Source organism: Streptomyces sp. NPDC058576 (assembly GCF_042718715.1).
Classification (GTDB): Bacteria; Actinomycetota; Actinomycetes; order Streptomycetales; family Streptomycetaceae; genus Streptomyces.
On record NZ_JBHXPF010000015.1, the window covers coordinates 54,303 to 79,477 of the forward strand.

23 protein-coding genes are annotated in these 25,175 nt (G+C 72.1%); 10 read left to right on the top strand and 13 right to left on the bottom strand.

Going from position 1 to position 25,175, the window contains the following annotated elements; genetic code table 11:
• Window positions 1-3: 3 nt before the first annotated feature.
• From ACFWRV_RS13825 to ACFWRV_RS13835, 3 genes are all read right to left on the bottom strand, one after another.
• Window positions 4-330 (bottom strand): DUF3817 domain-containing protein, encoded by a 327-nt coding sequence (locus tag ACFWRV_RS13825; protein WP_384333186.1) that lies wholly within the window; start codon window positions 328-330, stop codon window positions 4-6.
• 64 nt (window positions 331-394) lie between these two features.
• A complete protein-coding gene (locus tag ACFWRV_RS13830) occupies window positions 395-904 on the bottom strand; it encodes a MarR family winged helix-turn-helix transcriptional regulator (protein ID WP_384333189.1) in 510 nt (169 codons plus the stop codon).
• Window positions 905-914: 10 nt separating this feature from the next.
• Window positions 915-2,324, bottom strand: coding sequence for an MFS transporter (locus tag ACFWRV_RS13835; protein WP_384333192.1), 1,410 nt, complete (start codon window positions 2,322-2,324; stop codon window positions 915-917).
• 84 nt (window positions 2,325-2,408) lie between these two features.
• Here ACFWRV_RS13835 and ACFWRV_RS13840 point away from each other — a divergent pair, with 84 nt between their 5' ends.
• Both ACFWRV_RS13840 and ACFWRV_RS13845 read left to right on the top strand, forming a co-directional pair.
• The gene (locus tag ACFWRV_RS13840; protein WP_384333195.1) at window positions 2,409-3,392 is read left to right on the top strand and encodes a DUF5937 family protein; all 984 of its coding nucleotides are present in this window, start codon (window positions 2,409-2,411) and stop codon (window positions 3,390-3,392) included.
• A 168-nt stretch (window positions 3,393-3,560) separates the two neighbouring features.
• A complete protein-coding gene (locus ACFWRV_RS13845) occupies window positions 3,561-4,610 on the top strand; it encodes a glycoside hydrolase family 6 protein (protein WP_384333198.1) in 1,050 nt (349 codons plus the stop codon).
• 43 nt (window positions 4,611-4,653) lie between these two features.
• On the opposite strand, the gene ACFWRV_RS13850 is transcribed toward ACFWRV_RS13845, so the two are convergent.
• The 6 genes from ACFWRV_RS13850 to ACFWRV_RS13875 all read right to left on the bottom strand — a co-directional run bounded on the left by ACFWRV_RS13850 (window position 4,654) and on the right by ACFWRV_RS13875 (window position 11,123).
• Window positions 4,654-5,892 carry a hypothetical protein gene (locus ACFWRV_RS13850; protein ID WP_384333201.1) on the bottom strand — a complete coding sequence of 413 codons (1,239 nt, stop codon included), beginning with the start codon at window positions 5,890-5,892 and terminating at the stop codon, window positions 4,654-4,656.
• Window positions 5,889-6,446, bottom strand: a complete 558-nt coding sequence (locus ACFWRV_RS13855) for a SigE family RNA polymerase sigma factor (protein WP_384333204.1) — start codon at window positions 6,444-6,446, stop codon at window positions 5,889-5,891. The genes ACFWRV_RS13850 and ACFWRV_RS13855 overlap by 4 nt, the downstream gene beginning before the upstream one ends.
• A gap of 78 nt (window positions 6,447-6,524) precedes the next feature.
• Window positions 6,525-8,480 (bottom strand): galactose oxidase-like domain-containing protein, encoded by a 1,956-nt coding sequence (locus ACFWRV_RS13860; RefSeq protein ID WP_384333207.1) that lies wholly within the window; start codon window positions 8,478-8,480, stop codon window positions 6,525-6,527.
• A gap of 3 nt (window positions 8,481-8,483) precedes the next feature.
• Window positions 8,484-10,298 carry a glycosyltransferase family 2 protein gene (locus tag ACFWRV_RS13865; protein WP_384333210.1) on the bottom strand — a complete coding sequence of 605 codons (1,815 nt, stop codon included), beginning with the start codon at window positions 10,296-10,298 and terminating at the stop codon, window positions 8,484-8,486.
• A gap of 181 nt (window positions 10,299-10,479) precedes the next feature.
• Window positions 10,480-10,776, bottom strand: a complete 297-nt coding sequence (locus ACFWRV_RS13870) for an MTH1187 family thiamine-binding protein (protein ID WP_384333213.1) — start codon at window positions 10,774-10,776, stop codon at window positions 10,480-10,482.
• On the bottom strand, window positions 10,773-11,123 hold the full coding sequence (locus ACFWRV_RS13875; protein WP_384333216.1) for a DUF3817 domain-containing protein: 351 nt from the start codon (window positions 11,121-11,123) through the stop codon (window positions 10,773-10,775). The genes ACFWRV_RS13870 and ACFWRV_RS13875 overlap by 4 nt, the downstream gene beginning before the upstream one ends.
• Window positions 11,124-11,356: 233 nt before the next feature.
• Between ACFWRV_RS13875 and ACFWRV_RS13880 the strand changes: the two genes are divergently transcribed.
• The 4 genes from ACFWRV_RS13880 (at window position 11,357) to ACFWRV_RS13895 (ending at window position 13,981) form a co-directional block, all read left to right on the top strand.
• Window positions 11,357-11,989, top strand: a complete 633-nt coding sequence (locus ACFWRV_RS13880; protein ID WP_384333364.1) for an AIM24 family protein — start codon at window positions 11,357-11,359, stop codon at window positions 11,987-11,989.
• Window positions 11,989-12,639 carry an AIM24 family protein gene (locus ACFWRV_RS13885; protein ID WP_384333219.1) on the top strand — a complete coding sequence of 217 codons (651 nt, stop codon included), beginning with the start codon at window positions 11,989-11,991 and terminating at the stop codon, window positions 12,637-12,639. The genes ACFWRV_RS13880 and ACFWRV_RS13885 overlap by 1 nt, the downstream gene beginning before the upstream one ends.
• Window positions 12,636-13,400 carry an AIM24 family protein gene (locus ACFWRV_RS13890; protein WP_384333222.1) on the top strand — a complete coding sequence of 255 codons (765 nt, stop codon included), beginning with the start codon at window positions 12,636-12,638 and terminating at the stop codon, window positions 13,398-13,400. The genes ACFWRV_RS13885 and ACFWRV_RS13890 overlap by 4 nt, the downstream gene beginning before the upstream one ends.
• 104 nt (window positions 13,401-13,504) lie before the next feature.
• Entirely contained in the window at window positions 13,505-13,981 is a 477-nt protein-coding gene (locus ACFWRV_RS13895; RefSeq protein ID WP_384333225.1) for a MarR family winged helix-turn-helix transcriptional regulator, read from the top strand.
• 55 nt (window positions 13,982-14,036) lie between these two features.
• Here ACFWRV_RS13895 and ACFWRV_RS13900 read toward each other — a convergent pair whose 3' ends face one another.
• Both ACFWRV_RS13900 and ACFWRV_RS13905 read right to left on the bottom strand, forming a co-directional pair.
• The gene (locus ACFWRV_RS13900) at window positions 14,037-15,497 is read right to left on the bottom strand and encodes an ATP-binding protein (RefSeq protein WP_384333228.1); all 1,461 of its coding nucleotides are present in this window, start codon (window positions 15,495-15,497) and stop codon (window positions 14,037-14,039) included.
• Window positions 15,494-16,156 (bottom strand): response regulator transcription factor, encoded by a 663-nt coding sequence (locus ACFWRV_RS13905; protein ID WP_384333231.1) that lies wholly within the window; start codon window positions 16,154-16,156, stop codon window positions 15,494-15,496. The genes ACFWRV_RS13900 and ACFWRV_RS13905 overlap by 4 nt, the downstream gene beginning before the upstream one ends.
• 120 nt (window positions 16,157-16,276) lie before the next feature.
• On the opposite strand from ACFWRV_RS13905, the gene ACFWRV_RS13910 reads away from it, so the two are divergent.
• A complete protein-coding gene (locus ACFWRV_RS13910; protein ID WP_384333234.1) occupies window positions 16,277-17,044 on the top strand; it encodes a PepSY domain-containing protein in 768 nt (255 codons plus the stop codon).
• A gap of 89 nt (window positions 17,045-17,133) precedes the next feature.
• Here the strand turns inward: ACFWRV_RS13910 and meaB are convergent, their stop codons facing one another.
• Window positions 17,134-18,102 (bottom strand): methylmalonyl Co-A mutase-associated GTPase MeaB, encoded by a 969-nt coding sequence (gene meaB / locus ACFWRV_RS13915; protein ID WP_384333237.1) that lies wholly within the window; start codon window positions 18,100-18,102, stop codon window positions 17,134-17,136.
• Between the two features lie 33 nt (window positions 18,103-18,135).
• Window positions 18,136-19,311, bottom strand: a complete 1,176-nt coding sequence (locus ACFWRV_RS13920; protein WP_384333367.1) for an acetyl-CoA C-acetyltransferase — start codon at window positions 19,309-19,311, stop codon at window positions 18,136-18,138.
• A gap of 175 nt (window positions 19,312-19,486) precedes the next feature.
• Here ACFWRV_RS13920 and mce point away from each other — a divergent pair, with 175 nt between their 5' ends.
• The 3 genes from mce to ACFWRV_RS13935 all read left to right on the top strand — a co-directional run bounded on the left by mce (window position 19,487) and on the right by ACFWRV_RS13935 (window position 25,156).
• A complete protein-coding gene (gene mce / locus ACFWRV_RS13925; RefSeq protein ID WP_384333240.1) occupies window positions 19,487-19,915 on the top strand; it encodes a methylmalonyl-CoA epimerase in 429 nt (142 codons plus the stop codon).
• 200 nt (window positions 19,916-20,115) lie between these two features.
• On the top strand, window positions 20,116-24,006 hold the full coding sequence (scy, locus tag ACFWRV_RS13930; protein ID WP_384333243.1) for a polarized growth protein Scy: 3,891 nt from the start codon (window positions 20,116-20,118) through the stop codon (window positions 24,004-24,006).
• Between the two features lie 211 nt (window positions 24,007-24,217).
• Window positions 24,218-25,156, top strand: a complete 939-nt coding sequence (locus ACFWRV_RS13935; protein ID WP_384333246.1) for a cellulose-binding protein — start codon at window positions 24,218-24,220, stop codon at window positions 25,154-25,156.
• Window positions 25,157-25,175: the final 19 nt, after the last annotated feature.

A 25,175-nucleotide genomic window follows, 5' to 3' on the forward strand; every position in this document is an offset into this window, starting at 1 on the left:
GGTTCAGACCTTCGCGGGGGCCGGGGCCGGGTCCGTGACCAGGGCGCGGGCCTCGCGGCTGACCTTCGGCTCGACGAAGAACGAGGCGAAGGGGATGCAGCCCGCGGCCAGCACCCACAGGAGCTTGCCGAAGGGCCACTTCGCCTTGGAGCCGAGGTCGAAGGCGAAGACGACGTAGACGATGAACAGCACGCCGTGGACCTGGGAGATCAGCATGGTGTCGCCGGTCTCGAAGCCGTACTTCGCGATGATCGCCGCGGTGAAGACGAGCAGCCAGACGGCGGTGACGTAGGCCATCACCCGGTAGCGGGTGAGCACGTTCTGTTTCATGGCATCGAGCGTAACCGGGCACCCGGGGCGATCTTCGCGCGACCCCCTCACGGGAAACCCGCGCTCACCTCTCCTCGAAGTCCTTGGCCGCCACCCGCAGCGGGCGCAGCATCGCGAAGATCTCGGCGCACTCCTCGGAGTCGTACACCCCGAGACCGAAGTCGACCGCGACCAGGTCCCGGGTGGCCGCCTCGACGACCTCGCGGCCCTTGTCCGTGATGGAGGCGAGGGTGCCGCGGCCGTCGTTGGGGTTGGGCCGCTTGTCGACCAGACCGGACTTCACCAGCCGGTCCACGGTGTTGGTGACCGAGGTGGGGTGCACCATCAGCCGCTCGCCGATCTTGGACATCGGCAGCTCCCCGGCCTTGGAGAAGGTGAGCAGCACCAGCGCCTCGTACCGGGCGAAGGTCAGCCCGTACGGCTTGACGACGGCGTCGACCTCGGCGAGCAGGATCTGCTGGGCCCGCATGATCGAGGTGATCGCCCCCATCGAGGGGACGGGCCCCCAGCGCTGCTGCCAGAGCTCGTCGGCGCGGGCGATGGGATCGAAGGGAAGGCTGAGCGGCTTCGGCACGGCACCGACCTTACCGACTGGTCACATGCCGGTCAGCCCCGTCTCGTCCTTCGGTATCGGCCCTCCGTCCGGGGTCCGTCCCGCGGACCTCGGCGACGAGCAGGAGCGCGCAGGCGGTACCGATGATTCCGGATCCCGCGACCACCTGGTGGACGGGGAAGATTTCGGCCGCGAGCCCCGCCAGTGCCATCCCGAGGCCCTGGACGGTCATCAGCCCGGCGGTGAGCAGCGTCATGGCCCGGCCGCGCAGCTCCTGGGGCACGGCGTCGACGAACCACTGGTCGAGCCCGATCACATAGGCGGCGCCCGCGCCCGCCAGCGCGAGGGCGGCCAGGGCGAGCGGCAGTCCGGGGCGGACCGCGTACACGAGCAGCGGGAGCAGGCCGACGGCGGCGACCGGGAGGACGATCCGGGAGCGGTTACGGGGGCTGAGCGCGGACCCGACGAACAGTTCGGCCCCGATGTGTCCGACGGCCATGGCGCAGAGCAGCAGGCCGAGCGCGGCGGGCGAGGCCCCGATCTCGTCGGCGTACGGGGCGGCGAGCGCCTCGGGGGCCACGACGAACATGGCGGGCAGCCAGAACAGCAGCATCAGGGCGCGGATGCGGCGGTCGCCCAGGACGAGACGGGCTCCGGAGAGCGACTCCTTGAGGAGGGTCCCACCGCGGTCACCGGTGGCGGCGCGGGCGGGGCGGTCGCGGGTGCCGAAGCGGAGCAGGGCGGCCGAGCAGAGGAACGTCACCACGGTGACGGTGATCGCGCCGCGCGGGGACAGCACGGTGAGCAGCACCCCTCCGGCGCCGAACCCGATGAGCATCGCGCTCTGCGAGACGATCCGCAGGAGCGAGCGGCCCAGCACGTAGAGGTCGCCCTCGCCGAGGATGTCGGTGAGCGCCGCCATCCGGGTCCCGGTGAAGACGGGTGCGATCGCGGCGACCAGGCAGCGCAGGGCGAGGAGTCCGGCGACCGGGGTGGCGGGCACGAGCATCACGGCGACGCAGGCCGCGCAGAGCAGATCGCAGACGACCAGGACGCGGCGGGCCGGGTAGCGGTCGGCGACCCCGGCGAAGAGCGTGCCGCCGACGATGTACGGGAGCAGCCCCAGCGCGAACGTGAGCGCGCTGAGCAGGGGGGAGCCGGTGAGGTCGTAGACGAGCACGGTGAGCGCCAGTTCGCTGACGACGACGCCGAGGAGCGAGAGCAGGTGCGCGGCGAAGACGGACCGGAATTCGGCGACGGCGAAGACGGCGCCGTAGCCGCGCGGGGCGTCGGGGGCCGGTGCCTCGGCGGCCTCCCGGAGCGTGGGCCCGGGGCCCGGGTCACGGTGGGCGTCACGCTCCGGGGGCGGAGCCGGGACCTGCGCCGCCGGGGCGGGCGGGGTACGGGGTGTGTCCGCCGGGGCGGGGCTGTCGGTCGGCATGGGACGAGCCTGGGGCCGGACGCGTCGGACTCGTAGACTTTCGGCTGGGGACGAATGTTCCGGACCGCCGGGCGAGGGAGACGTGTGCCGTTCCAGCTGCACTTCGGCGAGAGCGATCTGCTGCGCTGCCGGTTCGCGCTGTCACCGCTGTTCGAGACCCAGGAGGCGGTGCGCACCCTCTCCCGCCCCTACCGCCACGGCTACCACCTGCCGTGGCTCCGCCGGATCCAGCAGGCGGCCGCGACCCTGGACCTGGAGCCTCTGTGGCTGCTGATGCCGGACGCCGGCCACAACCCGGACTTCATCTGCCCGCCGCCGATCGGGCCGCTCGCGACGTTCGAGGAGGAGATCGCGGCCGTCCGGGCGACCGATCCGGAGGTGGCGCGGGCCGACATGGCGCTGGCCCTGGCGGACCGGCCCGGCGGGGCCGCGTCGGCGACGGGGCGGCGGCTGCTGGCCGATCCGGCGCGGTCCGTGGGCGAGCTCGCCGGTCTGCTGGAGCGGGCCTGGCAGGTGCTGATCGAGCCGTACTGGCCCCGGCTCCGGGCGCTGCTGGAAGCGGACATCGCCTACCACTCCCGGCGGCTCGCGGACAGCGGCCTGGAACAGCTGCTGGGCGAGGTGAGCCCGCGGCTGAGCTGGAACGGTTCGACGCTCACCCTGGCCGGGACCCGGGGAGACCACCAGCGGGTGCTGGGCGGGCAGGGGCTGGTGCTGATGCCGAGCGTCTTCGTCTGGCCGGAGGTGGTGGGCGGACACGAGGAACCGTGGCAGCCGGGGCTGATCTATCCGGCGCGCGGTATCGGCGGGCTGTGGTCCCCCAGCGGTGACCGGACACCCGAGGCGCTCGCCCGGCTGCTGGGCCGGGTCAGGGCCGACGTGCTGTGCGCGCTGGACGAACCGGCCGGGACCAGCGCGCTGGCGCACCGGCTGGGCCTCGCCGCATCGTCCGTGTCGGCCCATCTGTCCGTGCTGCGCGGGGCGGGGCTGCTGACCTCACGGCGTTACGGGCACCAGGTGCTGTACGAGCGCACCCCGCTGGGGATCGCGCTGGCCGCCTCGGACTGAAGGCGCGCCCGAGAGGGCCGTACGGATCACGGACGGTGTCGCACCGCGACGCTCGGTGACCGTTATGTCACGATGGCCCACGTTTCCCTGCGTTCCCTCTGCTCGTTCCGCTCTGCCTGCTCTCCCCGTGCTCCGTATCGTCACGTCACCGCCGTCCGAGGGGTCTGGATGTCCGGCCGCAGAATCGTCCCCCGCGCTCTCCCCCGTACCGTCCACGTCCTGGCCGCCCTCGCCCTGGCGACCGCTCTCACCGCGGGCTGCTCGACGCCGGAGCCGCGCGTCACCGGGATCGCCGAGGAGGGGGACGAACTCGTCCGGGGCGAACCCGCCCCGAGCGCGGCCTCCCCGTTCTGGGTCGACCCGAACAGCGACGCGGCCCGCCAGGTGCGTACCTGGGAGAAGGAGGGGCGCGACGCGGAGGCGAAGATCCTGCGGCGGATCTCCGGCCGGCCGGTGGCCGACTGGCCCGCGTGGGACGACCCGGCCCCGGGGATCCGGGCCGCCGCGCGGTCCGCCGCCCGCACGAAGAAGACCATCCTGCTCGTGGCGTACAACATCCCGCACCGCGACTGCGGGCTGTACTCCGCGGGCGGCGCGAAGGACGCGGACGCCTACCGTTCCTGGATCAAGGAGTTCGCCGACGCCGTCGGGGACGCGCCCGCGACCGTGATCCTGGAGCCGGACGCCCTCCCCCACATCACGGACGGCTGCACCCCGCCCGAGCACCACGCCGAGCGCTACCAGCTCCTCTCCGAGGCCGTGGACACGCTCAAGGCCCGCCCGAACACCAAGGTCTACCTGGACGCGGGCAACCCGGACTGGATCGACGAGCCGGCCAAGATGGCACAGCCGCTGCGGCAGGCCGGCGTCGACCGGGCCGACGGCTTCTCGCTGAACGTCTCCAACTTCCAGTCCAACGACAGCGTGAAGACGTACGCGGGCCGGCTCTCCGACGCGGTGGGCGGCTCGCACTTCGTGATCGACACCAGCCGCAACGGCAACGGCCCCCTGTCCGGGGGCCGTGACGAGGCCTGGTGCAATCCGCCGGGCCGGGGGCTCGGCACGCCGCCTACCACCGACACCGGCGCCGACCGGCTCGACGCCTATCTGTGGATCAAGCGGCCGGGCGACTCCGACGGCACCTGCCGGGGCGGCCCGCCGGCCGGCGACTGGTGGCCGGAGTACGCACTCGGCCTCGCCCGGCGCGCCGCCTCCTGAGGCCGTCGCGCACGCTCCCGCGGGCCCGCGCCACCCCGCGCTCTCAGCTCCGGGCGAAGATCGGCTCCCAGCGCTTCGACGAGTGGTCCTTGGGCGTGCGGGCGCCGCTGAGGGAGATCGTCTTCTCGCTGCCGATGCCGACCAGCACCAGGCGGTTCTCGTACTCCCCGCCGCCGGGTGCGATGTCCCAGGCGATCAGCCGCCTGCTGTCGACCCAGGCGAGGAGTTCCTGGCCCCGCAACTTGGCAACGCGCTTGCCCGTCCGGGGGTCGAGGACCTGGGTCGCGGTGGTCCTCACACCGCCCGCGAAGGGCCCGGCGACGAGGCCGCCGTCCGGGGAGAGACCCGCGGGCGCGAACATGAGGTCCACGTGGGCCTCCTCGGCCGGTACGGTCACCTTCCTGCCGTCGAAGTCGCGGTAGACGACGCCGGGGGCCATGTTGATGGGCTCGTACAGCAGGGTGCCGTCGGTGTTGAAGCGCAGGTTCTCGCCGGAGCCGTAGTTCCCGCCGCCGCCGGAGTACGCGGGCAGCGCATGCCAGTCCGAGGCCCCCGTGGCCACGTCGACGACGGCGAACCCGGTGCGGCAGGGCACGCGCCACGGCTCCAGGTCGTCGTTCACCTGGACCTTGTGGGACCAGTAGGCGCGGTCCGGGTTCTTGTCGTACGTGGTGGCCACCAGCTTGCTGCCGTCGGGCGAGAAGAAGAGGCCGCCGACGCCCTGGGCCAGCGGGATCCAGCGGGTCACCTCCCCGGTACGGAGGTCGAGCAGCCCGATGCGGGGGGCCGGCAGTTCGCGTTCCAGGACGGCGGCGGTCCGCATGCCGGGCGCGACGGCGAGGAAGGACCAGCGCTCGTCCACCTCGTACCGGCCGGTCTGCTGGTTCAGCACCGAGTAGGTCCGCTCGACGATCTCGTCGCGGTTGGGCTGCTGGACCTTCTTCGAGGTGGAGTACGCGGCGAGGACCTGATCACCGACGGCGATCCGGTCGCGCGGCGGGGACTGGTCGACGTGGCTCTGGACGTCGTGGCCGGAGACCTCGCCGCCGGCCACCTGGATCCCCTGCCCCCGGCCGTTGTCCGGGCCGTCCGCGCCGGACATCGCGGGCACGCCCACGGCCGCGGCGACGACCAGGGCCGCGGTGGCCGCGGCGGCGGCGAGGGTGCGGGCCCGGCGACGCCGTCGTTCGGCGAGAACCCGGTCGGCGAAGCCGGAGCGCGGGGGCGGGACGTCGGCGGCCTGCTCGCGCAGGGAGTCACGGACGAGTTCCTCGACGTTCACGGTCGTACCTCCACGGCGGCGAGACTGCGGGACAGCGGCTTCTCCACGGCGGATCCGTCGAGGGCGGTGAGTTCGGGCGCGTGGGCGCGCAGCCTGGCCAGGGAGCGGTGGGTGGTGGACCGCACGGTGCCGACGGAGCAGCCGAGGAGGCTCGCCACGTCGGCCTCGGGCAGATCCTCGAAGAAGCGCAGCACGAGGACGGTGCGCTGCCGGGCGGTGAGCCGGGACAGGGCCTCACGCATCACGAGACGCAGGTCGGCGGCTCCCGCCCCGTCCGTGCCGTTGCCGCGGTCGGGCGGTTCGGCGACCGTCACCTCCCGTCTGCGCCCCTTCAGCCGCCAGCGGCTGACCTGCTGCCGGTAGAGGATCTGGCGTACGTACGCCTCGGGTTCGTCGATCCGGCCCCAGCGGCCGGCGGCCTTGAGCAGCGCGTTCTGCAACAGGTCCTCGCCCGCGTGGCGGTCCCCGCCGCTGAGCAGCACGGCCGTCTTCAGCAACGCCGTCGAACGGTTGCTCACGAACTCCCGGAAGCTCTCCTGGCCTGCCGCGTCCACGGTCACCTTCTCTTTCCGGCGGGCCCCCTGCCCTCCCTGACCGTACTGACGCGCGCGGGTGCTCCCCGCTATGCCTCCTCAGGCGACCTTGACCCACTTCGCCTCGGAGGGGACCCCGTCGGTGTCCGTGACGAAGAGCATGTACCAGCCGGGCGGCACGAGCGTGGGGTCGTCCGGCACGGTCACGCTCAGCTTGCCGTCGCCCTTCTTCAGGCCCAGCTCGATGGAGCGCTGCTCCACGTCGGTGGTGTGGGTGACGGCGCTCGGCCGCATCAGCCGGGCGGTGGCGATCCGGTCCGCGTCGGCGCTCTCGTACACGACCGTCGTGCCGCGCTCGGCGTCCTCGGGGCCGTTCCCGATCACCGGGCGCTTGTCCTTGCCGCGGTGCAGGGCGGGCGGGGTGTAGACCTCCATGCGCTGCTCGAACTTGCCGAGCTTGGTGTTGTCCTTGTCGCCGTAGAGCGAGTCGGAGCCGAAGGTCGCCACCCGCCCGTCGGGCAGCAGCAGCGCCTCGGAGTGGTAGTTGCGCCCCACGGTCGGCTCGGCGGCTTCCTTGAAGGTGTTGGTCTTCGGGTCGTAGGACTGCGCCTTCAGGATGTTGCTGTCCCCGCGGCCCCGGTAGTCCTCGGATCCGCCGCTGGTGAAGACGGTGTCGTCGGGCATGATCACGCTGTTCAGGTAGCGCGTGCCCTGCGGCAGGTCGGGGCCCTGCTCGAAGGCCGGGCTGTCCTGCTTCAGGTCGATGACGGCCGTGCGGGCCGTGGACTTCTTGGACTCGCCGACCCCGCCGCCGCCCAGCACCATCACCTTCTGGTCCTGCACGGGCGGCAGCATCAGCGAGGCCGCCGTCTCCAGCTGGTCGGTGTCGGTCAGCCCCGGGACCTTGGTGAAGGTGTTCTTCTTCAGGTCCCAGATCCCGGGCTCGCGCCCCTTGTCGGCCGGGCCGTAACCGGCGTTGGCCCCCGGGTAGAAGAGCTTGCCGCCCTTGGTGAGGAAGAGCGCCGGGTAGGTCGGGAAGTAGTGGAAGGGGCCCTTGGCCCACTTCTTGGTCTTCGGGTCGTAGATCTCGTTGTCGCCCGGCAGGATCGCGCCGACGTCGTCGAGACCGGAGACGGAGAGCACCCGGCCGTCCTCCAGGCCGACGAGCGTGGGATACCAGCGGGCTTCCTTCATGGGGTCGACCTTGATGTACTTCTCCGCCGTCGGGTCGAACTCGTAGGCGGCGCGGATCCCCTGGAAGTCCTGCTTGTCCATGGTGATCTTCTCGGCGAGGCCGTAGGAGTTGGCGGCCTCCTTGCCCTTCAGACCGACGATCTCGTACTGGGCCGCGTCCGTCGCCACCGCGTCCGGGCCGTCGTCCACCGCCTCGACGAAGACCCGCTGTTCGGCGGCGGTCACCTTGGTCTTCCACGGCTTCATCTGGCCGCTCTCGAAGTAGTCGACCTCGAACTCGCGCTTGGCCTTGGGCACGGTGACGTCGAACCTGGCCCGGTACTCGACACCGGAGGGCGAGCGGAAGACCGTGCCCTTCTTGAGCTTCAGCGGCTTGTCCGGGTTCTCGTTCTTGACCCGCATCCCGCCGCCGGCCCGCTTCACCTTGTCGTCGAGCACCTCGTAGCGGGCGGTGCCGCCCGCGATCAGGAGGCGGCCGTCGGGGAGCTGGGCGTGGCCGCCGCAGAAGAAGTCCTCCGGGGTGGGGATCTTCTGAAAGGTGTTCTCGGCCGGGTCCCACAGCACGGTGTCGAAGGTGCCCTCGTCGAAGTTCTTCTCGTCGTTGCCGGAGCCCGCGACGATCAGCACCTTCCCGGTGTGCAGGAGCGCCGCGTGGATGGCGTTGGTGCGGTACTCCTTCGGGATGCTCACGCGCTCCCAGGAGCCGTACTCCGCCTTGTACGCCGGCTGGTCGATCTTGTACGCGTGGTACCTGTCCTCGGCGAAGGAGAGGGCCGCCGGAGCGTTCAGCCCGGCGAGCAGCACCACCGCGCCGCCGCCCAGGAGCGTCTTCTTCATCTTCTTCGAGGGCTGGTAGGCCATGGCTCAGTTCCCTCCTGCGGTGGTGGTGGCGGTGGTGGCGCTCGCCGTGGTGGTCGCCTGCGGGGCGGGGGTCGTGGTCGCGGTGACGTACGACGGTTCGGGCGACGGGGGCGCCGGGACGGGGACGGCGCGCGCGGCCCCGACGCGCTTGTCCTGCCGGACGGTCCAGGCCCACACGAGAACCGGGGAGAGGGATATCGCGAGGCCGAGCGTCGCCCAGGTCCGCATCGCCACATGGGTGTGGTCGAGGTACACCGACGCGGCGAGCGAGGAGAGCAGGACCGCCGCCCAGGCGAGGTGGATACGGAAGGTGAGCAGCCGGTCCGGGGAGACCTGGCCGCCCTTGGGCGTGACGACGAACCGGCCGTCCGTGCGCAGGACGGCCGAGCCGAGCGACTTCAGGTAGATCGGCGCGGAGAGCGCGGACATGGCCATGCCCGCCAGGCCGCCGGAGCCCTCGGGTTCGTGCGGCGAGACGTTGTGCCGGCGGTTCCAGAGGTAGAGCCCGATCTGGAGGGCGGCGGCGTCGCTGTAGAGCATCAGCCAGATGGAGGCGGCGACCTGGGTGCCGGACGCCCCGAACCAGAGGAACAGCACACAGCTCAGAATGCCGAGCAGCCAGTTCACGGCGGTCATCGGGTAGTAGACGAGCATCAGCGTGTAGCTGAGGAGGCGGCCGGGGGGCACCCGGAACAGCGCCTTGCCGTACTGCTTGAACAGCGTCTCGTACGTTCCCCGGGACCAGCGCAGCTGCTGGGTGAAGAAGTCCGTCCAGGAGGCGGGCCCCTCGCCCACGGCGAGCACGTCGGGGGTGTAGACGGAACGCCAGTAGTGCCCGGTGCGCGGGTTGCGTCGGCGGTGGATCTCGAAACCGGTGGCCATGTCCTCGGTGATCGAGTCGTACAGGCCGCCGACCTGCCGCAGCGCGGCGATGCGCACGACGTTGTTGGTGCCGACGAACATCGGGGCGCCGTAGCGGTTGCCCGCCCGCTGGATCAGGGCGTGGAAGAGGAACTGCTGCGACTCGGCGGCCTTGGTGACGGCCGAGTCGTAGTTCCCGTAGACCTGCGGTCCGACGACGAAGGCGACGTCCGGGTCGCGGAAGTAGCCCATCATCCGCTCCAGGAAGTTGGGCATGGGCACGTGGTCGGTGTCGACGGAGGCGAAGAAGTCGTAGTCACCGCCGTGCAGGGCGATCCAGGCGTTGTAGTTGCCGTGCTTCGTCCTCGCCTTGTGGACGCCCTTGTCGCGGTTCCACTCGGGGACCCCGCGCCGGGTGAAGTGGTGGACGCCGAGCTCCGCGCAGAGCATCCGGGCCCCGGGGTCGTCGCCCTCGTCGAGCAGCCAGACGTCCATCGGGCCGGCGTGCGTGAGCCGGACGGCCCCCTTGAGGGTGGCGCGGACCATGGAGAGGGGTTCCTTGCCGGGGACGTACGTGGTCAGGAACGCGACCCGGGTGCCCGGCTCGGGCGTCACCGGGACGGGGTCGCGCGCGACGAGCGTGGCGTGCGCGATGGAGACCACGTTGACCAGCATGAACAGCTCGATCAGGGCGATCGACACCAGCATCACGGTGTCGGCGACGACCAGCCAGCGCTCCCCGTTCTCCCGCTCGGTCCAGTGCGTGGGCCAGACCAGGTACAGCAGGAGGATCCCGGTGAGCACCGGGGCGAGCGTCATCAGCAGGACCGCCCTTATTCGGTGCTTCTCCGTCGAGAGCAGGCTCTTGTACCGCACCCGGTACCCCGTCGGATCCGGCTCCGTGAGCGGACCCGCGAGCCGGCTGTAGGTGTCGTAGTCGTAGCCCTCCGACCGCACCGTGCCTCCCAGTGTCGAACGGGTTGATATCCCCACAGAAGGGGACGGCTAACGGCGTGTCGACTTGGCAGGTCCGAGTGAGCGGTTTTTGGTCCGGAACCGCAAAAGCCCCCGGGCGTGTGGCGGCGGGGGCTTTTCGGGTGAACGCGGGACGGGTCCGCGCGGACGGTGCGTCAGGAGGTCAGGCGCCCCCGAGGTACCGCTCCACGGTGTCGACCTTCGAGGTCAGACCGTCGGTGACGCCGGGCCGGATGTCGGCCTTCAGCACCAGGGAGACGCGACCGGCGCGGGCCTCGACGGCGGCAACGGCGCGCTTGACGACGTCCATGACCTCGTCCCACTCCCCCTCGACGGAGGTGAACATGGCGTCGGTGCGGTTGGGGAGCCCGGATGCGCGGACGACCCGTACGGCGTCGGCGACGTACTCCCCGACGTCCTCACCGACACCGAGCGGCGAGACCGAGAAGGCGACGATCATGCGCTGACCGTGCCCTCGCGGCGGGCGCGGGCGGCGATGACGCCGTCGGCCTCGTACTTCTTGAGGAGCTTGTCGCCGTAGAGGCCACCGAAGGGGATGACGGCAAGGAGGAAGAAGAAGGCGACGCGCTTGAGGGGCCACTTGGCCTTGACCCACACGTCGAGCAGGAACAGCACGTAGACCGTGAAGAGGAGGCCGTGCAGCGCACCGAGCGGCGGCATGAGGAAGTCGATGTCCGAGACCCGCATGAGCAGCGAGCCGAAGATCAGCAGCGCCGGGAAGGAGAGCGCCTCGGGGAGCGAGATGAGGCGCAGCCGGTGCAGGGCGGAAGCGGTCTTGATGTCCACAGGGGCACCTTCGGTGGGAGGGTCGCGAGGGCTTGTGAACCCAGGCACAAGCCGCCCCCATTGTGGCATCGAGCCGGTACGTCCCCGGAGCCGGGGGCCACGGCGGCGACGGCCGCGCGTATCGCCGCATATCAGGGCCGGTCCGGGCGCGCATCAGGGGAGCATCAGGGGCGTAACGGCTGTGCGGGACCTGGCTCGGGGGCCGGGCGGAGGGCTACCGTCGAGGCGTGGCGATGTTCCGACTCCAAGGCAGCAAGACGCTCGCCGTCGATCTGACCGGCGACGCCGTCAAGGCGAAGAACGGCTCGATGGTCGCGTACGACGGCCGGATGACCTTCAAGAAGATGTCCGGCGGCGGTGAGGGGATCCGCGGCATGGTGACCCGCCGGCTGACCGGCGAGCAGATGACCGTGATGGAGGTGTCCGGTCAGGGCACCTGCTACTTCGCCGACCGGGCGAGCGAGATCAACCTGGTCGCGCTGCACGGCGACACGCTGTACGTGGAGGCGAGCAATCTGCTGGCCACCGACGCCGGGCTGCGCACGGGCACGACGTTCACCGGGCTGCGCGGCGGGGCGAGCGGCAACGGCCTGTTCACCACCACCGTGGAGGGCACCGGGCAGGCGGCGATCACGTCGGACGGCGCGGCGGTGCTGCTGCGGGTGTCGCCGCAGTACCCGCTGATGGTCGACCCCGGCGCGTACATCGCCCATCAGGGCCGGCTGCAACAGCACTTCCAGGCCGGGGTGAACTTCCGGACGCTGATGGGCGAGGGCTCGGGCGAGGCGTTCCAGATCCGGTTCGAGGGCGAAGGGCTGGTCTACGTACAGCCCAGCGAGCGCAACACCGTCGGGGGCGATGTCTGATGCCGTTCCGGGAGATCAACTCCAAGATGGTCGAGGCCACTCTCGCCCCCGGCCAGAAGCTGTTCAGCCAGCGCGGCGCGATGCTGGCGTACCGGGGCGAGGTGTCCTTCACGCCGAACATCCAGGGCGGCCAGGGCGGCGTCGCCTCGATGATCGGCCGGCGGGTGGCGGGCGAAGCCGCGCCGCTGATGACGGTCGAGGGCTCGGGCACGGTGATGTTCGGCCACGGCGGCCACCACATCCAGGTGATCAGCCTGTCCGGCGACACCCTGTACGTGGAGGCCGACCGGCTGCTCGCGTTCGACGGGACGCTCCAGCAGGGCACGATGTTCATGGGCTCGCAGGGCGGGGTGATGGGCATGGTGCGCGGCCAGGTGACCGGCCAGGGCCTGTTCACCACGACGCTCACGGGCCACGGCGCGGTCGCGGTGATGGCGCACGGCGGAGTGATCGAGCTGCCGATCACGCCCGGCCGGGAGGTCCATGTGGACCCGCAGGCCTACGTCGCCCACCACGGGGAGGTCCGCAACAAGCTGTCCACGGCCGTCGGCTGGCGGGACATGGTGGGGCGCGGCTCCGGCGAGGCGTTCCAGCTGGAGCTGAGCGGGAGCGGCGCGGTGTACGTCCAGGCATCGGAGGAGAAGCTGTGAGCACGCCCGTGGTCTTCGATCCGATGACGCTGCCGTCGGACGACAACGTCAACTCCTACACCTTCTGCGTGGAGCTCAAGGGGAGCCGGTGGTTCCTGCAGAAGGGCAAGATGATCGCCTACTACGGGCAGATCCAGTTCGACGGCATCGGGCACGGGCGGTTCGAGCGGCTGGTGCGCTCCAGCTTCCATTCGCCTCTGCACGCGAGCGACTGGGTGGTGGCGGAGGGCAGCGGGAAGATGCTGCTGGCCGACCGGGCCTTCGATGTGAACTCCTTCGACCTGGAGGACGGGAACCTCACCATCCGGTCCGGGAACCTGCTGGCGTACCAGCCGACGATGGCGCTGAAGCAGTCGATCGTGCCGGGGTTCGTGACGCTGATCGGCACGGGGAAGTTCGTGGCCGCGTCGAACGGTCCGGTGGTGTTCATGGAGCCCCCGCTGCGGGTGGATCCGCAGGCGCTGGTGGGCTGGGCCGACTGCCCCTCCCCCTGCCACCACTACGACCACGGGTACCTGACGGGCGTGATGGGCGGCTTCCGGTCACTGACGGGGATCGGCGGGACGTCGGGCGAGGAGCACCAGTTCGAGTTCGTCGGGGCGGGCACGGTGCTGCTCCAGTCGTCCGAGGCGCTGATGGCGGAGCAGGCGGCGGGCGTCGTGCCGAACGAGCCCGGCGTGCCGGGCGGTGGGGGTCAACACGGCTCCAGTCCGCGCATGCCCGGCCAGCTGGGGGACCTCCAGCGTCGCTTCGGCTTGTGAGCGGTAGTCTGCGGAGTGTGACGTCGAACGTCTGCGCCGGTAGTCACACTCCCCAGCCCTCCCTTATTTCGTCCGGCTTTCAACTTCTTAGGTAGAATCCATATATGGAGACCGAGACGGCCACCCGCTGGCTGAGCGACACGGAGCAGTGCGCCTGGCGCACCCACCTGGACGTCAGCAGGCTGCTGATGCACCAACTGGAGAAGGACCTCCAGCCGTTCGGCCTGACCATGAACGACTACGAGATCCTGGTCAACCTCTCCGAGTCGGACGACCAGCGGATGCGGATGAGCGACCTCGCCGCCGCCACCCTCCAGTCCAAGAGCCGGCTCTCGCACCAGGTCACCCGGATGGAGACCGCCGGCCTTGTGCGGCGGACCCACTGCGAGTCGGACCGGCGCGGGCTGTTCGCCGTGCTCACCGAGCACGGTGCGGAGACCATGCGCAAGGTCGCACCGCACCACGTCGACTCGGTGCGGCAGCACTTCATGGACCTGCTGTCCCCCGAGGCGCTCGCCGAGCTGCACGCGGCGCTGACCCCGATCGCGGAACACCTGCGCGGCAAGCGCGGCAAGCTGTAGCGGCCGGGCGCGCCGGGTCCTCCGGGCGCGTCAGGCCTTGGGAGCGCCGGGTCCGTCAGGCCGGGCGCGGCAGCCACAGCCGGAAGGCCGCGCCGCCCCCGTCCGCGCGGTGCACCGTCAGTGTTCCGCCGTGGCGCGCGGCGACGTCCCGGGCGATGGCCAGGCCCAGCCCGGCGCCGCCGTCGTCCCGGCTGCGGGCGTCGTCCAGCCGGACGAACCGTTCGAAGATCCGCTCCCGCTCGCCCTCGGGAACGCCGTCCCCGTCGTCCCGGACCTCCACGCGTACGCCGCGCCCGTCGGCCGCCACCGACACCGCGACGCGCTCCGCGGCGTGCCGCTGGGCGTTGTCCAGCAGGTTGCCGATCACCCGGGACAGCTGCCCGCGCGACCCGTTCACCTCGAACGCGCCGCCCTCCGGGACCTCCACCGCCACCGTGATCCGGTCCCCGGTGCGCTGCGACACCTCCTCGCGGACCAGCGCGCCCAGCTCCACCGTCCCGCCGCCGGGCTTCTCCCCCGCGTCCAGCCGGGCCAGCAGCAGCAGGTCCGCCGCCAGCACCTGGAGCCGTACGGTGTCGGCGACCGCGCCCGGGAGGTCCAGCAGCTCCGGGTGGGCCTCGGCCACCTCCAGCTGGGTGCGCAGCGAGGCGATCGGGGAGCGCAGCTCGTGCGAGGCGTCCGCGACGAACCGCCGCTGCCGCTCCACCGACGCCTCCAGGACGGTCAGCGTCTCGTTCGTCGTCCGGGCCAGCGCCGCGATCTCGTCCCGCGAACCGGGCTCCGGCACCCGGCGGGCCAGGTCCTCCGAGGCGGTGATCGCCGCCATCTCGCGGCGGATGCCCTCGACCGGGCGCAGCGCCCGGCGGGTCACCAGCCAGGTCACCCCGGCGACGACCACCAGCAGCACCGGCAGTCCGGTCAGCATCGCCCCGCGCACCGTGTTCACGGCCTCCTGCTCGGCGGCGAGGGGGGCGCCCGCGGACACGGTCAGGGTGACCCCGTCGGGGGTGGTCGCCTCGACGGCGGCGAAACGGTAGTCGGCGGTGGTGCGGTCGACGGTGGCGGTGCCGTCGGAGAAGTCCGGGTCGTCGTTGGAGACCTCGCCCCGGCCCGGGCGGCTGGTGTCGTCGCCCCCGTCATCGCCCCCGTCGTCCCCGTCGTCGTCATCGTCGCCGGGCGACGGAGAGGCCCCCGCCGGGGCCGAGGGCACCGGGGTGACATCGCTCGTGCCGGTGCCGGTGACGGCCCGCAGGTCCTGCGAGACGAGGACGACCCGGCCCTCCTCGTCGGTCACCTGGACGGGGTGGTCCTCCTCGTCGTCCAGCTCCACCTCGCCGTACGGGGTGCCCGTGGCCAGCTCCCCGGCCACCTCGCGGGCCGCCACCTCGGCCTGGAGGTCCGCCTGGTCGATCAGGTTGGCCCGCAGGACCATCAGCACGGCCAGGCCGGCCCCGATCAGGGCGACGGCGACGACCAGGGTGGCCCCGAGGGCGGCCCTGGCCCGTACGGACCTCACTTCGCCTCCAGCCGGTAGCCGGCGCCGCGCACCGTACGGATGGTGGCGGCGCCCAACTTGCGGCGCAGGGTGGAGATGTAGACCTCGACGATGTTCGGGTCGCCGTCGTAGGCGAAGTCCCAGACGTGCTCCAGGATCTCCGCCTTGCTGACCAGCTGCCCGGCGCGCAGGGCGAGTTGCTCCAGCACGGCGAACTCCTTGGCGGTGAGGGTGACTTCCTCCTCGTCGCGGATCACGCGGCGCGCGGCGGTGTCGATGCGCAGGGACCCGACGGTCAGGACGGGCGCGGCGCTCGCGGCCCCCCGGCGGCGCAGCAGGGCGCGGACGCGGGCGACGAGGACGACGTAGCTGAAGGGCTTGGTCAGATAGTCGTCGGCGCCGGTGTCCAGGCCCTCGGCCTCGTCGTACTCGCCGTCCTTGGCGGTCAGCATGAGGATCGGCACCTCGTGCCCGGCGGCGCGCAGGTTCGAGCAGACGCGGTAGCCGTTCATGCCGGGCAGCATGATGTCGAGGATCACCAGGTCGTAGCCGCCCTCGCTCGCCCGGTGCAGCCCTTCCAGCCCGTCGTGCACGACATCCACGGCGAAGCCCTCGGCGGTGAGTCCCCCGGCCAGGGACACCGCGAGACGCTTCTCGTCCTCCACGATCAACAGGCGCATGCGCACAGCCTCGCAAACTCCACCTGAAGACGCCTTCAGGTGGCTTCAGGCTGCGTTCAGCATCGGGTCGGCAGTGTGGACCCCGTCAACCAGCACAGCACCTCTCGGGGAGGAAACCTCATGAAGCGCAACGTCACCATCGCAGCGATCACCGCGGCCGTTCTGATCGGCGGCACCACCGCCGCCACCGTCGCCTTCGCGGACAGCGACGGAGACCGCGACGGTACGTCCACCCGGAGCGCGAGCACCGTGAGCCTCGCGGACACCGATGCCTCGGACGACCGTACGGACGACGCTTCCGACGACCGCACCGACGACCGGGCCCCGGCCGCCGCGAAGAGCGCCCGGATCTCGCTCGACCAGGCCGTCGCCGCCGCCCTGAAGAGCGTCCCGGGCACGGTCACCGAGGCCGGTCTCGACCGGGACGACGACGACCACGACGGCCGGGCGGTCTGGGAGCTGGACCTCCGCGGCTCCGACAAGAAGTGGCACGACGTCACGGTGGACGCCACCTCCGGCAAGGTCCTGAAGACCCGCGACGACGACAACGACGACCGCGACGACCACGCGCCCCGCTCCTCCGCCGTCACCCTCAACGAGGCGGCCGCGGCCGCCCTGAAGACCGCGCCGGGCAGCGTCACGTCCATCGACCTGGACGACGACGATGACGACAACGGCAGCCGGAGCAACGTCCTGCGCTGGGACGTGGACGTCGACGGCAAGGACGGCAAGCAGCACGAGCTGCGCGTGGACGCGAAGACCGGCAAGGTCACCGTGGACCGCGACGACGACGGCGACGACGACGACCAGGACGACCGCGCGGACGACCGGAACGACCAGGGCGACGACCGGAACGACCGCGATGACCGGGACGGCGACGACGACTGACGGGAGCCCGTACGCGGCCCCGTACCCGAGAAGGCCCCCGGAGCAGGCACACACCCCGCTCCGGGGGCCTTCAGCACGCGCTCAGGCGCTCACGAACCGCCCGTCAGCCCCGCCACCAGCTCGTCCGCCGCCGCGTACGGGTCCAGGCTTCCCGCGACGATGCGTTCCGCCAGGGCGTGCAGGCGGCGGTCGCCGCGGAGGTCGGCGATCTTCTCGCGGAGCGCGGTGACCGCGATCGTCTCGACCTCGTGGGCGGCGCGGGCGGTGCGGCGCTCGGCCAGGACGCCGTGCTCCTCCATCCAGGCGCGGTGCTTCTCCAGGGCCTCGACGACCTCGTCCGTGCCCTGGCCCCGGGCGGCGACGGTCTTCACGATCGGGGGGCGCCAGTCGCCGGGGCCCCGGGACTCCCCCAGGCCCAGCATGTGGTTCAGCTCGCGGGCGGTGGCGTCCGCGCCGTCGCGGTCGGCCTTGTTGACCACGTAGACGTCGCCGATCTCCAGGATTCCGGCCTTCGCCGCCTGGATGCCGTCGCCCATGCCCGGGGCCAGCAGCACAACGGAGGTGTCCGCCTGGGAGGCGATCTCCACCTCGGACTGGCCGACGCCGACCGTCTCGACGAGGACCACGTCGCAGCCCGCCGCGTCGAGGACGCGGATGGCCTGCGGCGCGGACCAGGCGAGGCCGCCCAGGTGGCCCCGGGTCGCCATCGAGCGGATGTAGACGCCCGGGTCGGACGCGTGGTCCGACATCCGGACCCGGTCGCCCAGCAGCGCCCCGCCGGAGAACGGCGAGGACGGGTCGACGGCGAGCACGCCGACCCGTTTGCCCGCCCGGCGGTAGGCGGAGACCAGGGCCGAGGTGGAGGTGGACTTGCCGACGCCCGGCGAGCCCGTGAGCCCGACGACGTAGGCGTGGCCCGCCAGCGGCGCCAGCGCGGCCATCACCTCGCGCAGCTGCGGGGACGCCCCCTCCACCAGCGAGATCAGCCGGGCCACCGCACGCGGCCTGCCTGCTCGCGCCTGCTCGACCAGCGTGGGGACGTCCACGTCCACGTTCACCGCTCCGTTCGCCTTGCCCGTTACCCGTACGTGCTACTTGCCCGGAACGCGGATGATCAGCGCGTCGCCCTGACCGCCGCCGCCGCACAGCGCCGCCGCGCCGGTGCCGCCGCCGCGCCGCTTCAGCTCCAGGGCCAGGTGCAGGACGACCCGGGCGCCGGACATCCCGATGGGGTGGCCGAGCGCGATCGCGCCGCCGTTGACGTTGACCTTGTCCGAGGTGACGCCCAGGTCCTTCATGGACTGGACGGCGACGGCCGCGAACGCCTCGTTGATCTCGATCAGGTCGAGGTCCTCGACCGCGAGGCCGTCCTTCTTCAGGGCGTGCCGGATCGCGTTGGAGGGCTGCGACTGGAGGGAGTTGTCGGGGCCGGCGACGTTGCCGTGGGCGCCGATCTCCGCGATCCACTCCAGGCCCAGCTCCTCGGCCCTGGCCTTGCTCATCACGACGACCGCGGCGGCGCCGTCGGAGATCTGCGAGGAGGTGCCGGCGGTGATCGTGCCGTCCTTGGCGAAGGCGGGGCGCAGCTTGCCGAGGGTCTCCACGGTCGTCTCGGCGCGGATGCCCTCGTCCTGCGAGAAGAGGACCGGGTCGCCCTTGCGCTGCGGGATCTCGACCGGGGTGATCTCCGCCTCGAAGAGGCCGTTCTTCTGGGCGGCGGCGGCCCGCTGGTGGGAGAGCGCGCCGATCTCGTCCTGGGCGGCGCGGTCGAGACCGAGACGCCCGTTGTGCTTCTCGGTGGACTCGCCCATCGGGATGTTCTCGTGGGCGTCGGTGAGACCGTCGTACGCCATCGAGTCCAGCATCTCGATCGCGCCGTACTTGTAGCCCTCACGGGACTTCGGGAGCAGGTGCGGGGCGTTGGTCATGGACTCCTGGCCGCCCGCGACCACCACGTCGAACTCCCCGGCGCGGATGAGCTGGTCGGCCAGCGCGATGGCGTCGAGCCCGGACAGGCACACCTTGTTGACGGTGAGCGCGGGGACGTTCATCGGGATGCCGGCCTTGATCGCGGCCTGCCGGGCGGGAATCTGGCCCGCGCCGGCCGTGAGCACCTGGCCCATGATCACGTACTGGACCTGGTCACCGCCGATGCCGGCCCGGTCCAGGGCCGCCTTGATCGCCGCGCCACCGAGCTCGGCGGCGGAGAAGCTCTTCAGGGAGCCGAGGAGACGGCCCATGGGCGTCCGGGCGCCCGCGACGATCACTGAGGTGGTGGTACCGGTCGTTGCTGGCATGGGCACGGCCCCTTGGGATCGGATGTGAACGAGGGTTTACCTGAATGTACTGAGCGGTACCGCGCCCGTCATCCGGCTACCGGTGTGACGGCGCGCACGTTGCGTAACCATGGCGGGAGCGCGGCACTCGATCCATGCTGAATCCATGTTGACGCGCATCGATCACATCGGGATCGCCTGTTTCGACCTGGACAAGACGGTCGAGTTCTACCGTGCCACGTACGGGTTCGAGGTGTTCCACTCGGAGATCAACGAGGAGCAGGGCGTCCGGGAGGCCATGCTCAAGATCAACGAGACCTCGGACGGCGGGGCTTCCTACCTCCAGCTCCTGGAGCCCACCCGGGAGGACTCGGCCGTGGGCAAGTGGCTGGCGAAGAACGGGGAAGGCGTGCACCACATCGCCTTCGGTACGGAGGACGTGGACGGGGACGCCGCGGACATCCGCGAGAAGGGCGTCCGGGTGCTGTACGACGAGCCCAGGACGGGGTCCATGGGGTCCCGGATCACGTTCCTGCACCCCAAGGACTGCCACGGTGTCCTCACCGAACTGGTCACGAGCCGGACGGAGCACTGACCTCCGCATACCCGGCCCGGTAGAGTGGGCGGTTCCGGGCCGGGGCCGGGTCGGGGCCGTACCGCGTCCTCGTCGTTTGTCTGTCACCATTCCCCGGGGGACCGCTCGTCGGCGAGCCCCCCGTGTGCAGAGTTACGACCAGGGTTGGGGTCTCCCCTGCTCGAAGAGTGTGAGAGCTCGGGGAAGGATGGGACCGCGCAGTGCGGGGCTACGAACGCCAGGAGAGCCACCGAGCTGAAGACGACCATCTCTCGCGGTTCGAAGCCGAGATGGACCGGCTGAAGACCGACCGGGAGAAGGCCGTCCAGCACGCCGAGGACCTCGGTTACCAGGTCGAGGTCTTGCGCGCCAAGCTGCACGAGGCCCGGCGCAATCTCGCGACCCGTCCCGCCTACGACAGCGCGGACATGGGCTACCAGGCCGAGCAGATGCTGCGGAACGCGCAGGTCCAGGCCGAGCAGATGCGCAGCGACGCCGAGCGCGAGCTGCGCGAGGCCCGGGCCCAGACGCAGCGGATCCTGCAGGAGCACGCCGAGCACCAGGCGCGCCTCCAGGCCGAGTTGCACACCGAGGCCGTTCAGCGCAGGCAGCGGCTCGACCAGGAGCTGGCGGAACGCCGCCAGACCGTCGAGTCGCATGTCAACGAGAACGTCGCCTGGGCCGAACAGCTGCGCGCCCGCACCGAGTCGCAGGCCCGCCGGCTGCTGGAGGAGTCCCGCGCCGAGGCCGAACAGGCGCTGGCCGCGGCCCGCGACGAGGCCGCCCGGCTGGCGGAGGAGACCCGTCGGCGGACCGGCTCGGAGACCGAGACCGCCAGGACCGAAGCCGAAGCGATCCTGCTGCGCGCCCGCAAGGACGCCGAGCGCCTGCTCGGGGCCGCCTCCACCCAGGCGCAGGAGGCCACCAGCCACGCGGAGCAGCTGCGCTCCAGCACGACCGCGGAGACCGACCAGACCCGCCGGCAGACCGCCGAGCTGAACCGCACCGCCGAGCAGCGCCTCTCGGAGGCGGAGACCCGGCTGCGCGAGTCCCGCCTGGAGGCCGAGAAGGTCCTCTCCGAGGCGAAGGAGGCCGCCGGCAAGCAGCTGGCCGCCGCCGAGTCGCAGAACGAACAGCGCACCCGTACGGCCAAGTCGGAGATCGCCCGGCTGGTCGGCGAGGCCACCAAGAGCACCGAGGCGCTGAAGGAGGAGGCCGAGCAGGCCCTCGTCGACGCCCGGGCCGAGGCGGAGCGGCTGGTCGCCGAGGCGGGCGAGAAGGCCCGTACGGTCGCCGCCGAGGACGCCGCCGCCCAGCTGGCGAAGGCGGCCCGCAGCGCCGAGGAGGTGCTCACCAAGGCCTCCGAGGACGCGAAGTCGACCACGAGGGCGGCGAGCGAGGAGGCCGAGCGGATCCGCCGGGAGGCGGAGGCCGAGGCGGACCGGCTGCGCGGCGAGGCCGCCGAGCAGGCCGACGAGCTCAAGGGCGCGGCCAAGGACGACACCAAGGAGTACCGGGCCAAGACGGTCGAGCTCCAGGAGGAGGCCCGCCGGCTGCGCGGCGAGGCCGAGCAGCTGCGCTCCGAGGCGGTCGCCGAGGGCGAGCGGATCCGGGGCGAGGCCCGCCGCGAGGCGGTCCAGCAGCTGGAGGAGGGCGCCCGCACCGCCGAGGAGCTGCTCACCAAGGCCCGCTCCGACGCGGACGAGCTGCGCACCAAGGCGAACGGCGAGAGCGAGCGCATCCGCGCCGAGGCCGCCGAGCGGGCCGCGACCCTGCGCAAGCAGGCCGAGGAGACGCTGGAGCGCACCCGGGCCGAGGCCGAGACGCTGCGGGCCGAGGCCGAGGAGCAGGCGGCGGCCGTCACGGAGGCGGCCGAGCGGGCCGCGGCCGAGCTGCGCGAGGAGACCGAGCGCGGCGTCGCCGCCCGGCAGGCCGAGGCCGCCGACGAGCTGACCCGGCTGCACACCGAGGCCGAGGCCAGGCTCGCCGCCGCCGAGGAGGCGCTCGGCGAGGCCCGGACCGAGGCCGAGCGGATCCGCCGCGAGACGAACGAGGAGGCGGAGCGGCAGCGCGCCGAGGCCGCCGAGCGGGTACGGGCGCTGACCGAGCAGGCCGGGGCGGAGGCCGAGCGGCTGCGCGACGAGGCCGCCGCCGACGCGGCCGAGTCCCGTGCCGAGGGCGAGAACGTCGCCGTACGGCTGCGCAGCGAGGCGGCCACGGAGGCGGAGCGGCTCAGGTCCGAGGCGCAGGAGAGCGCCGACCGGGTGCGCGCGGAGGCCGCGGCCGCCGCCGAGCGGGTCGCCGCGGAGGCCGCCGAGGCGCTGGCCGCCGCCCAGGAGGAGGCCACGCGCCGCCGCCGGGAGGCCGAGGAGATCCTCGGCGCGGCCCGGACCGAAGCGGAGCAGGAGCGCGAGCGGGCCCGCGAGCAGAGCGAGGAGCTGCTCGCCTCCGCCCGCAAGCGGGTCGAGGACGCGGAGGCCGAGGCGCACCGGCTGGTCGAGGAGGCGGACGCCCGGGCGACCGAGCTGGTCTCGGCGGCCGAGCAGACCGCCCAGCAGGTACGGGACTCGGTCGCGGGTCTGCACGAGCAGGCCGAGGAGGAGATCACCGGGCTGCGTTCGACGGCGGAGCATGCCGCGGAGCGCACCCGTAACGAGGCGCAGGAGGAGGCGGACCGGGTCCGCGCCGACGCGCACGCGGAGCGGGAGCGGGCCTCGGAGGACGCGGTCCGGCTGCGCCAGGAGGCGAACGAGGAGGCGGCCCGGCTCCGGCAGGAGGCGCACGGGGAGAGCGAGGCCGCGAAGGCGCTGGCCGAGCGGACGGTCTCCGAGGCGATCACGGAGTCGGAGCGGCTGCGCGCGGACACCGGCGAGTACAGCCAGCGGATGCGCACCGAGGCGTCCGACGCCCTGGCGTCGGCGGAGCAGGACGCCTCGCGCGCCCGTGCCGAGGCCCGGCAGGACGCCAACCGGATCCGCTCGGAGGCGGCGGCCCAGTCGGACCTGCTGATCGGTGAGTCGACCACCGAGAGCGAACGCATCCGCACCGAGGCGGCCCAGGCCTCCGAGCAGCTCGTCGTCGAGGCCACCACGGAGGCCAACCGCCGCCGGACGGAGTCCACCGAGAAGGCGGACCGGATGCTGGCCGAGGCGACCGCCGAGTCCGAGCGGCTGCGCAACGAGGCGGCGGAGCGGCTCGGTTCCGCGCAGGAGCACGCGGCCCGCGCCCACGAGGAGGCCGAACGGCTGCGCGACGAGGCGGAGTCGGCGGCGGAGGAGCTTGGCTCGGGGGCCCGCCAGGAGGCGGACCGGGTGCTGGACGAGGCGCGCGAGGCGGCGGCCAAGCGCCGGGCGGACGCGGCCGAGCAGGCGGACCAGCTCATCAACAAGGCGCGGGAAGAGGCGCTGCGTACGGCCACCGAGGCCGAGGGGCAGTCCGACACGATGGTCGGCGCGGCCCGCAAGGAGGCCGCGCGCATCACCTCGGAGGCGACCGTCGAGGGCAACACCCTGGTGGAGCGCGCCCGGACCGACGCGGACGAACTGCTGGTCGGCGCCCGGCGTGACGCGACGCAGATCCGGGAGCGGGCCGAGGAGCTGCGGGCCCGGCTGGAGAGCGAGATCGAGGAGCTGCACGAGCGGGCCCGCCGGGAGACGTCCGAGCAGATGAAGACCGCCGGCGAGCGCGTCGACAACCTCATGAAGGCGGCGACCGAGCAGCGCGACGAGGCCGAGGCGAAGGCCAAGGAGCTGATGGCGGAGGCCAATTCGGAGGCGAGCAAGGTCCGTATCGCCGCGGTGAAACGGGCCGAGTCGCTGCTGAAGGAAGCCGAGACCAAGAAGGCCGGGCTGATCCGCGAGGCGGAGAAGCTGCGCGCGGACGCCGAGGCCGAGGCGAAGCAGACGGTCGACGAGGGCAAACGCGAGCTGGACGTCCTGGTGCGCAGGCGCGAGGACATCAATGCGGAGATCTCCCGTGTCCAGGACGTGCTCGAAGCGTTGGAGTCTTTCGAGACTCCGACCGGGGGCGGGAAACCCGCCGGCGGTTCCGGGGGCGCCAAGGCTCCGGCGGCGGCGGGCACGCGATCGGGGGGCAAGCCGTCCGAACGGTGACCGGTCCGCGGTGTCCCGGAGCGGTCCACGATCCGCGGTGTGCCGTGCTTCGTCATGGACATTCAACCCTCTCAGTGACAAGCACTCCGGGGGTCAGCCACTCAAAAGGGGTGTCATTCTCCAGATCAAACCGGCATCTTCACGCTGACACGCCGCTATGGCCCCTAGGATTCCCTCTATCACCTCACCGGTCTCATTCGACAGGAACCCCATGAGTGACCCTTCCTCCCCCTTCGGCTTCGAGCACGTGCGACGTGGCTACGACCGCGGTCAGGTGGACGACCGCATCGCCAAGCTGATCGCCGACCGTGACAGTGCCCTGGCCCGAATCACCTCTCTGGAAAAGCGCATCGAGGAGCTGCACCTCGAAACGCAGAACGCCCAGGCCCAGGTCAACGACGCAGAGCCGTCGTACGCCGGTCTCGGCGCCCGTGTCGAGAAGATTCTCCGCCTCGCCGAGGAGGAGGCCAAGGACCTGCGCGAGGAGGCCCGCCGCGCGGCGGAGCAGCACCGCGAGCTCGCCGAGTCGGCGGCCCAGCAGGTGCGCAACGACGCCGAGTCGTTCGCCGCCGAGCGCAAGGCGAAGGCCGAGGACGAGGGCGTCCGCATCGTCGAGAAGGCCCAGGGCGAGGCGAACACGCTGCGCTCCGACGCACAGAAGGACGCCCAGCAGAAGCGTGAGGAGGCCGACGCCCTCTTCGAGGAGACCCGCGCCAAGGCCGCCCAGGCCGCGGCCGACTTCGAGACCAACCTCGCCAAGCGCCGTGAGCAGTCGGAGCGCGACCTCGCGTCCCGTCAGGCCAAGGCCGAGAAGCGTCTCGCCGAGATCGAGCACCGCGCCGAGCAGCTCCGCCTGGAGGCCGAGAAGCTCCGTACGGACGCCGAGCGCCGGGCCCGCCAGACGGTGGAGACCGCCCAGCGTCAGGCCGAGGACATCGTCGCCGACGCCAACGCCAAGGCCGACCGGATCCGCAGCGAATCGGAGCGCGAGCTGGCGGCGCTCACCAACCGCCGCGACTCGATCAACGCGCAGCTGACCAACGTCCGCGAGATGCTGGCGACGCTGACCGGCGCCGCCGTGGCCGCCGCCGGCACCCCGGTGGAGGACGAGCCCGCCACCCGCGGTGTCCCGGCCCAGCAGACCCGCTGATCCCCCGCGGGCACCGCAG

Coding starts and splice junctions, on each gene's coding strand:
- ACFWRV_RS13825 (WP_384333186.1), bottom strand. CDS start 330: ATGAAACAGAACGTGCTCACCCGCTACCGGGTGATGGCCTACGTCACC.
- ACFWRV_RS13835 (WP_384333192.1), bottom strand. CDS start 2,324: ATGCCGACCGACAGCCCCGCCCCGGCGGACACACCCCGTACCCCGCCC.
- ACFWRV_RS13845 (WP_384333198.1), top strand. CDS start 3,561: ATGTCCGGCCGCAGAATCGTCCCCCGCGCTCTCCCCCGTACCGTCCAC.
- ACFWRV_RS13860 (WP_384333207.1), bottom strand. CDS start 8,480: ATGGCCTACCAGCCCTCGAAGAAGATGAAGAAGACGCTCCTGGGCGGC.
- ACFWRV_RS13870 (WP_384333213.1), bottom strand. CDS start 10,776: ATGATCGTCGCCTTCTCGGTCTCGCCGCTCGGTGTCGGTGAGGACGTC.
- ACFWRV_RS13880 (WP_384333364.1), top strand. CDS start 11,357: ATGTTCCGACTCCAAGGCAGCAAGACGCTCGCCGTCGATCTGACCGGC.
- ACFWRV_RS13885 (WP_384333219.1), top strand. CDS start 11,989: ATGCCGTTCCGGGAGATCAACTCCAAGATGGTCGAGGCCACTCTCGCC.
- ACFWRV_RS13895 (WP_384333225.1), top strand. CDS start 13,505: ATGGAGACCGAGACGGCCACCCGCTGGCTGAGCGACACGGAGCAGTGC.
- ACFWRV_RS13905 (WP_384333231.1), bottom strand. CDS start 16,156: ATGCGCCTGTTGATCGTGGAGGACGAGAAGCGTCTCGCGGTGTCCCTG.
- ACFWRV_RS13910 (WP_384333234.1), top strand. CDS start 16,277: ATGAAGCGCAACGTCACCATCGCAGCGATCACCGCGGCCGTTCTGATC.
- mce (WP_384333240.1), top strand. CDS start 19,487: ATGTTGACGCGCATCGATCACATCGGGATCGCCTGTTTCGACCTGGAC.
- ACFWRV_RS13935 (WP_384333246.1), top strand. CDS start 24,218: ATGAGTGACCCTTCCTCCCCCTTCGGCTTCGAGCACGTGCGACGTGGC.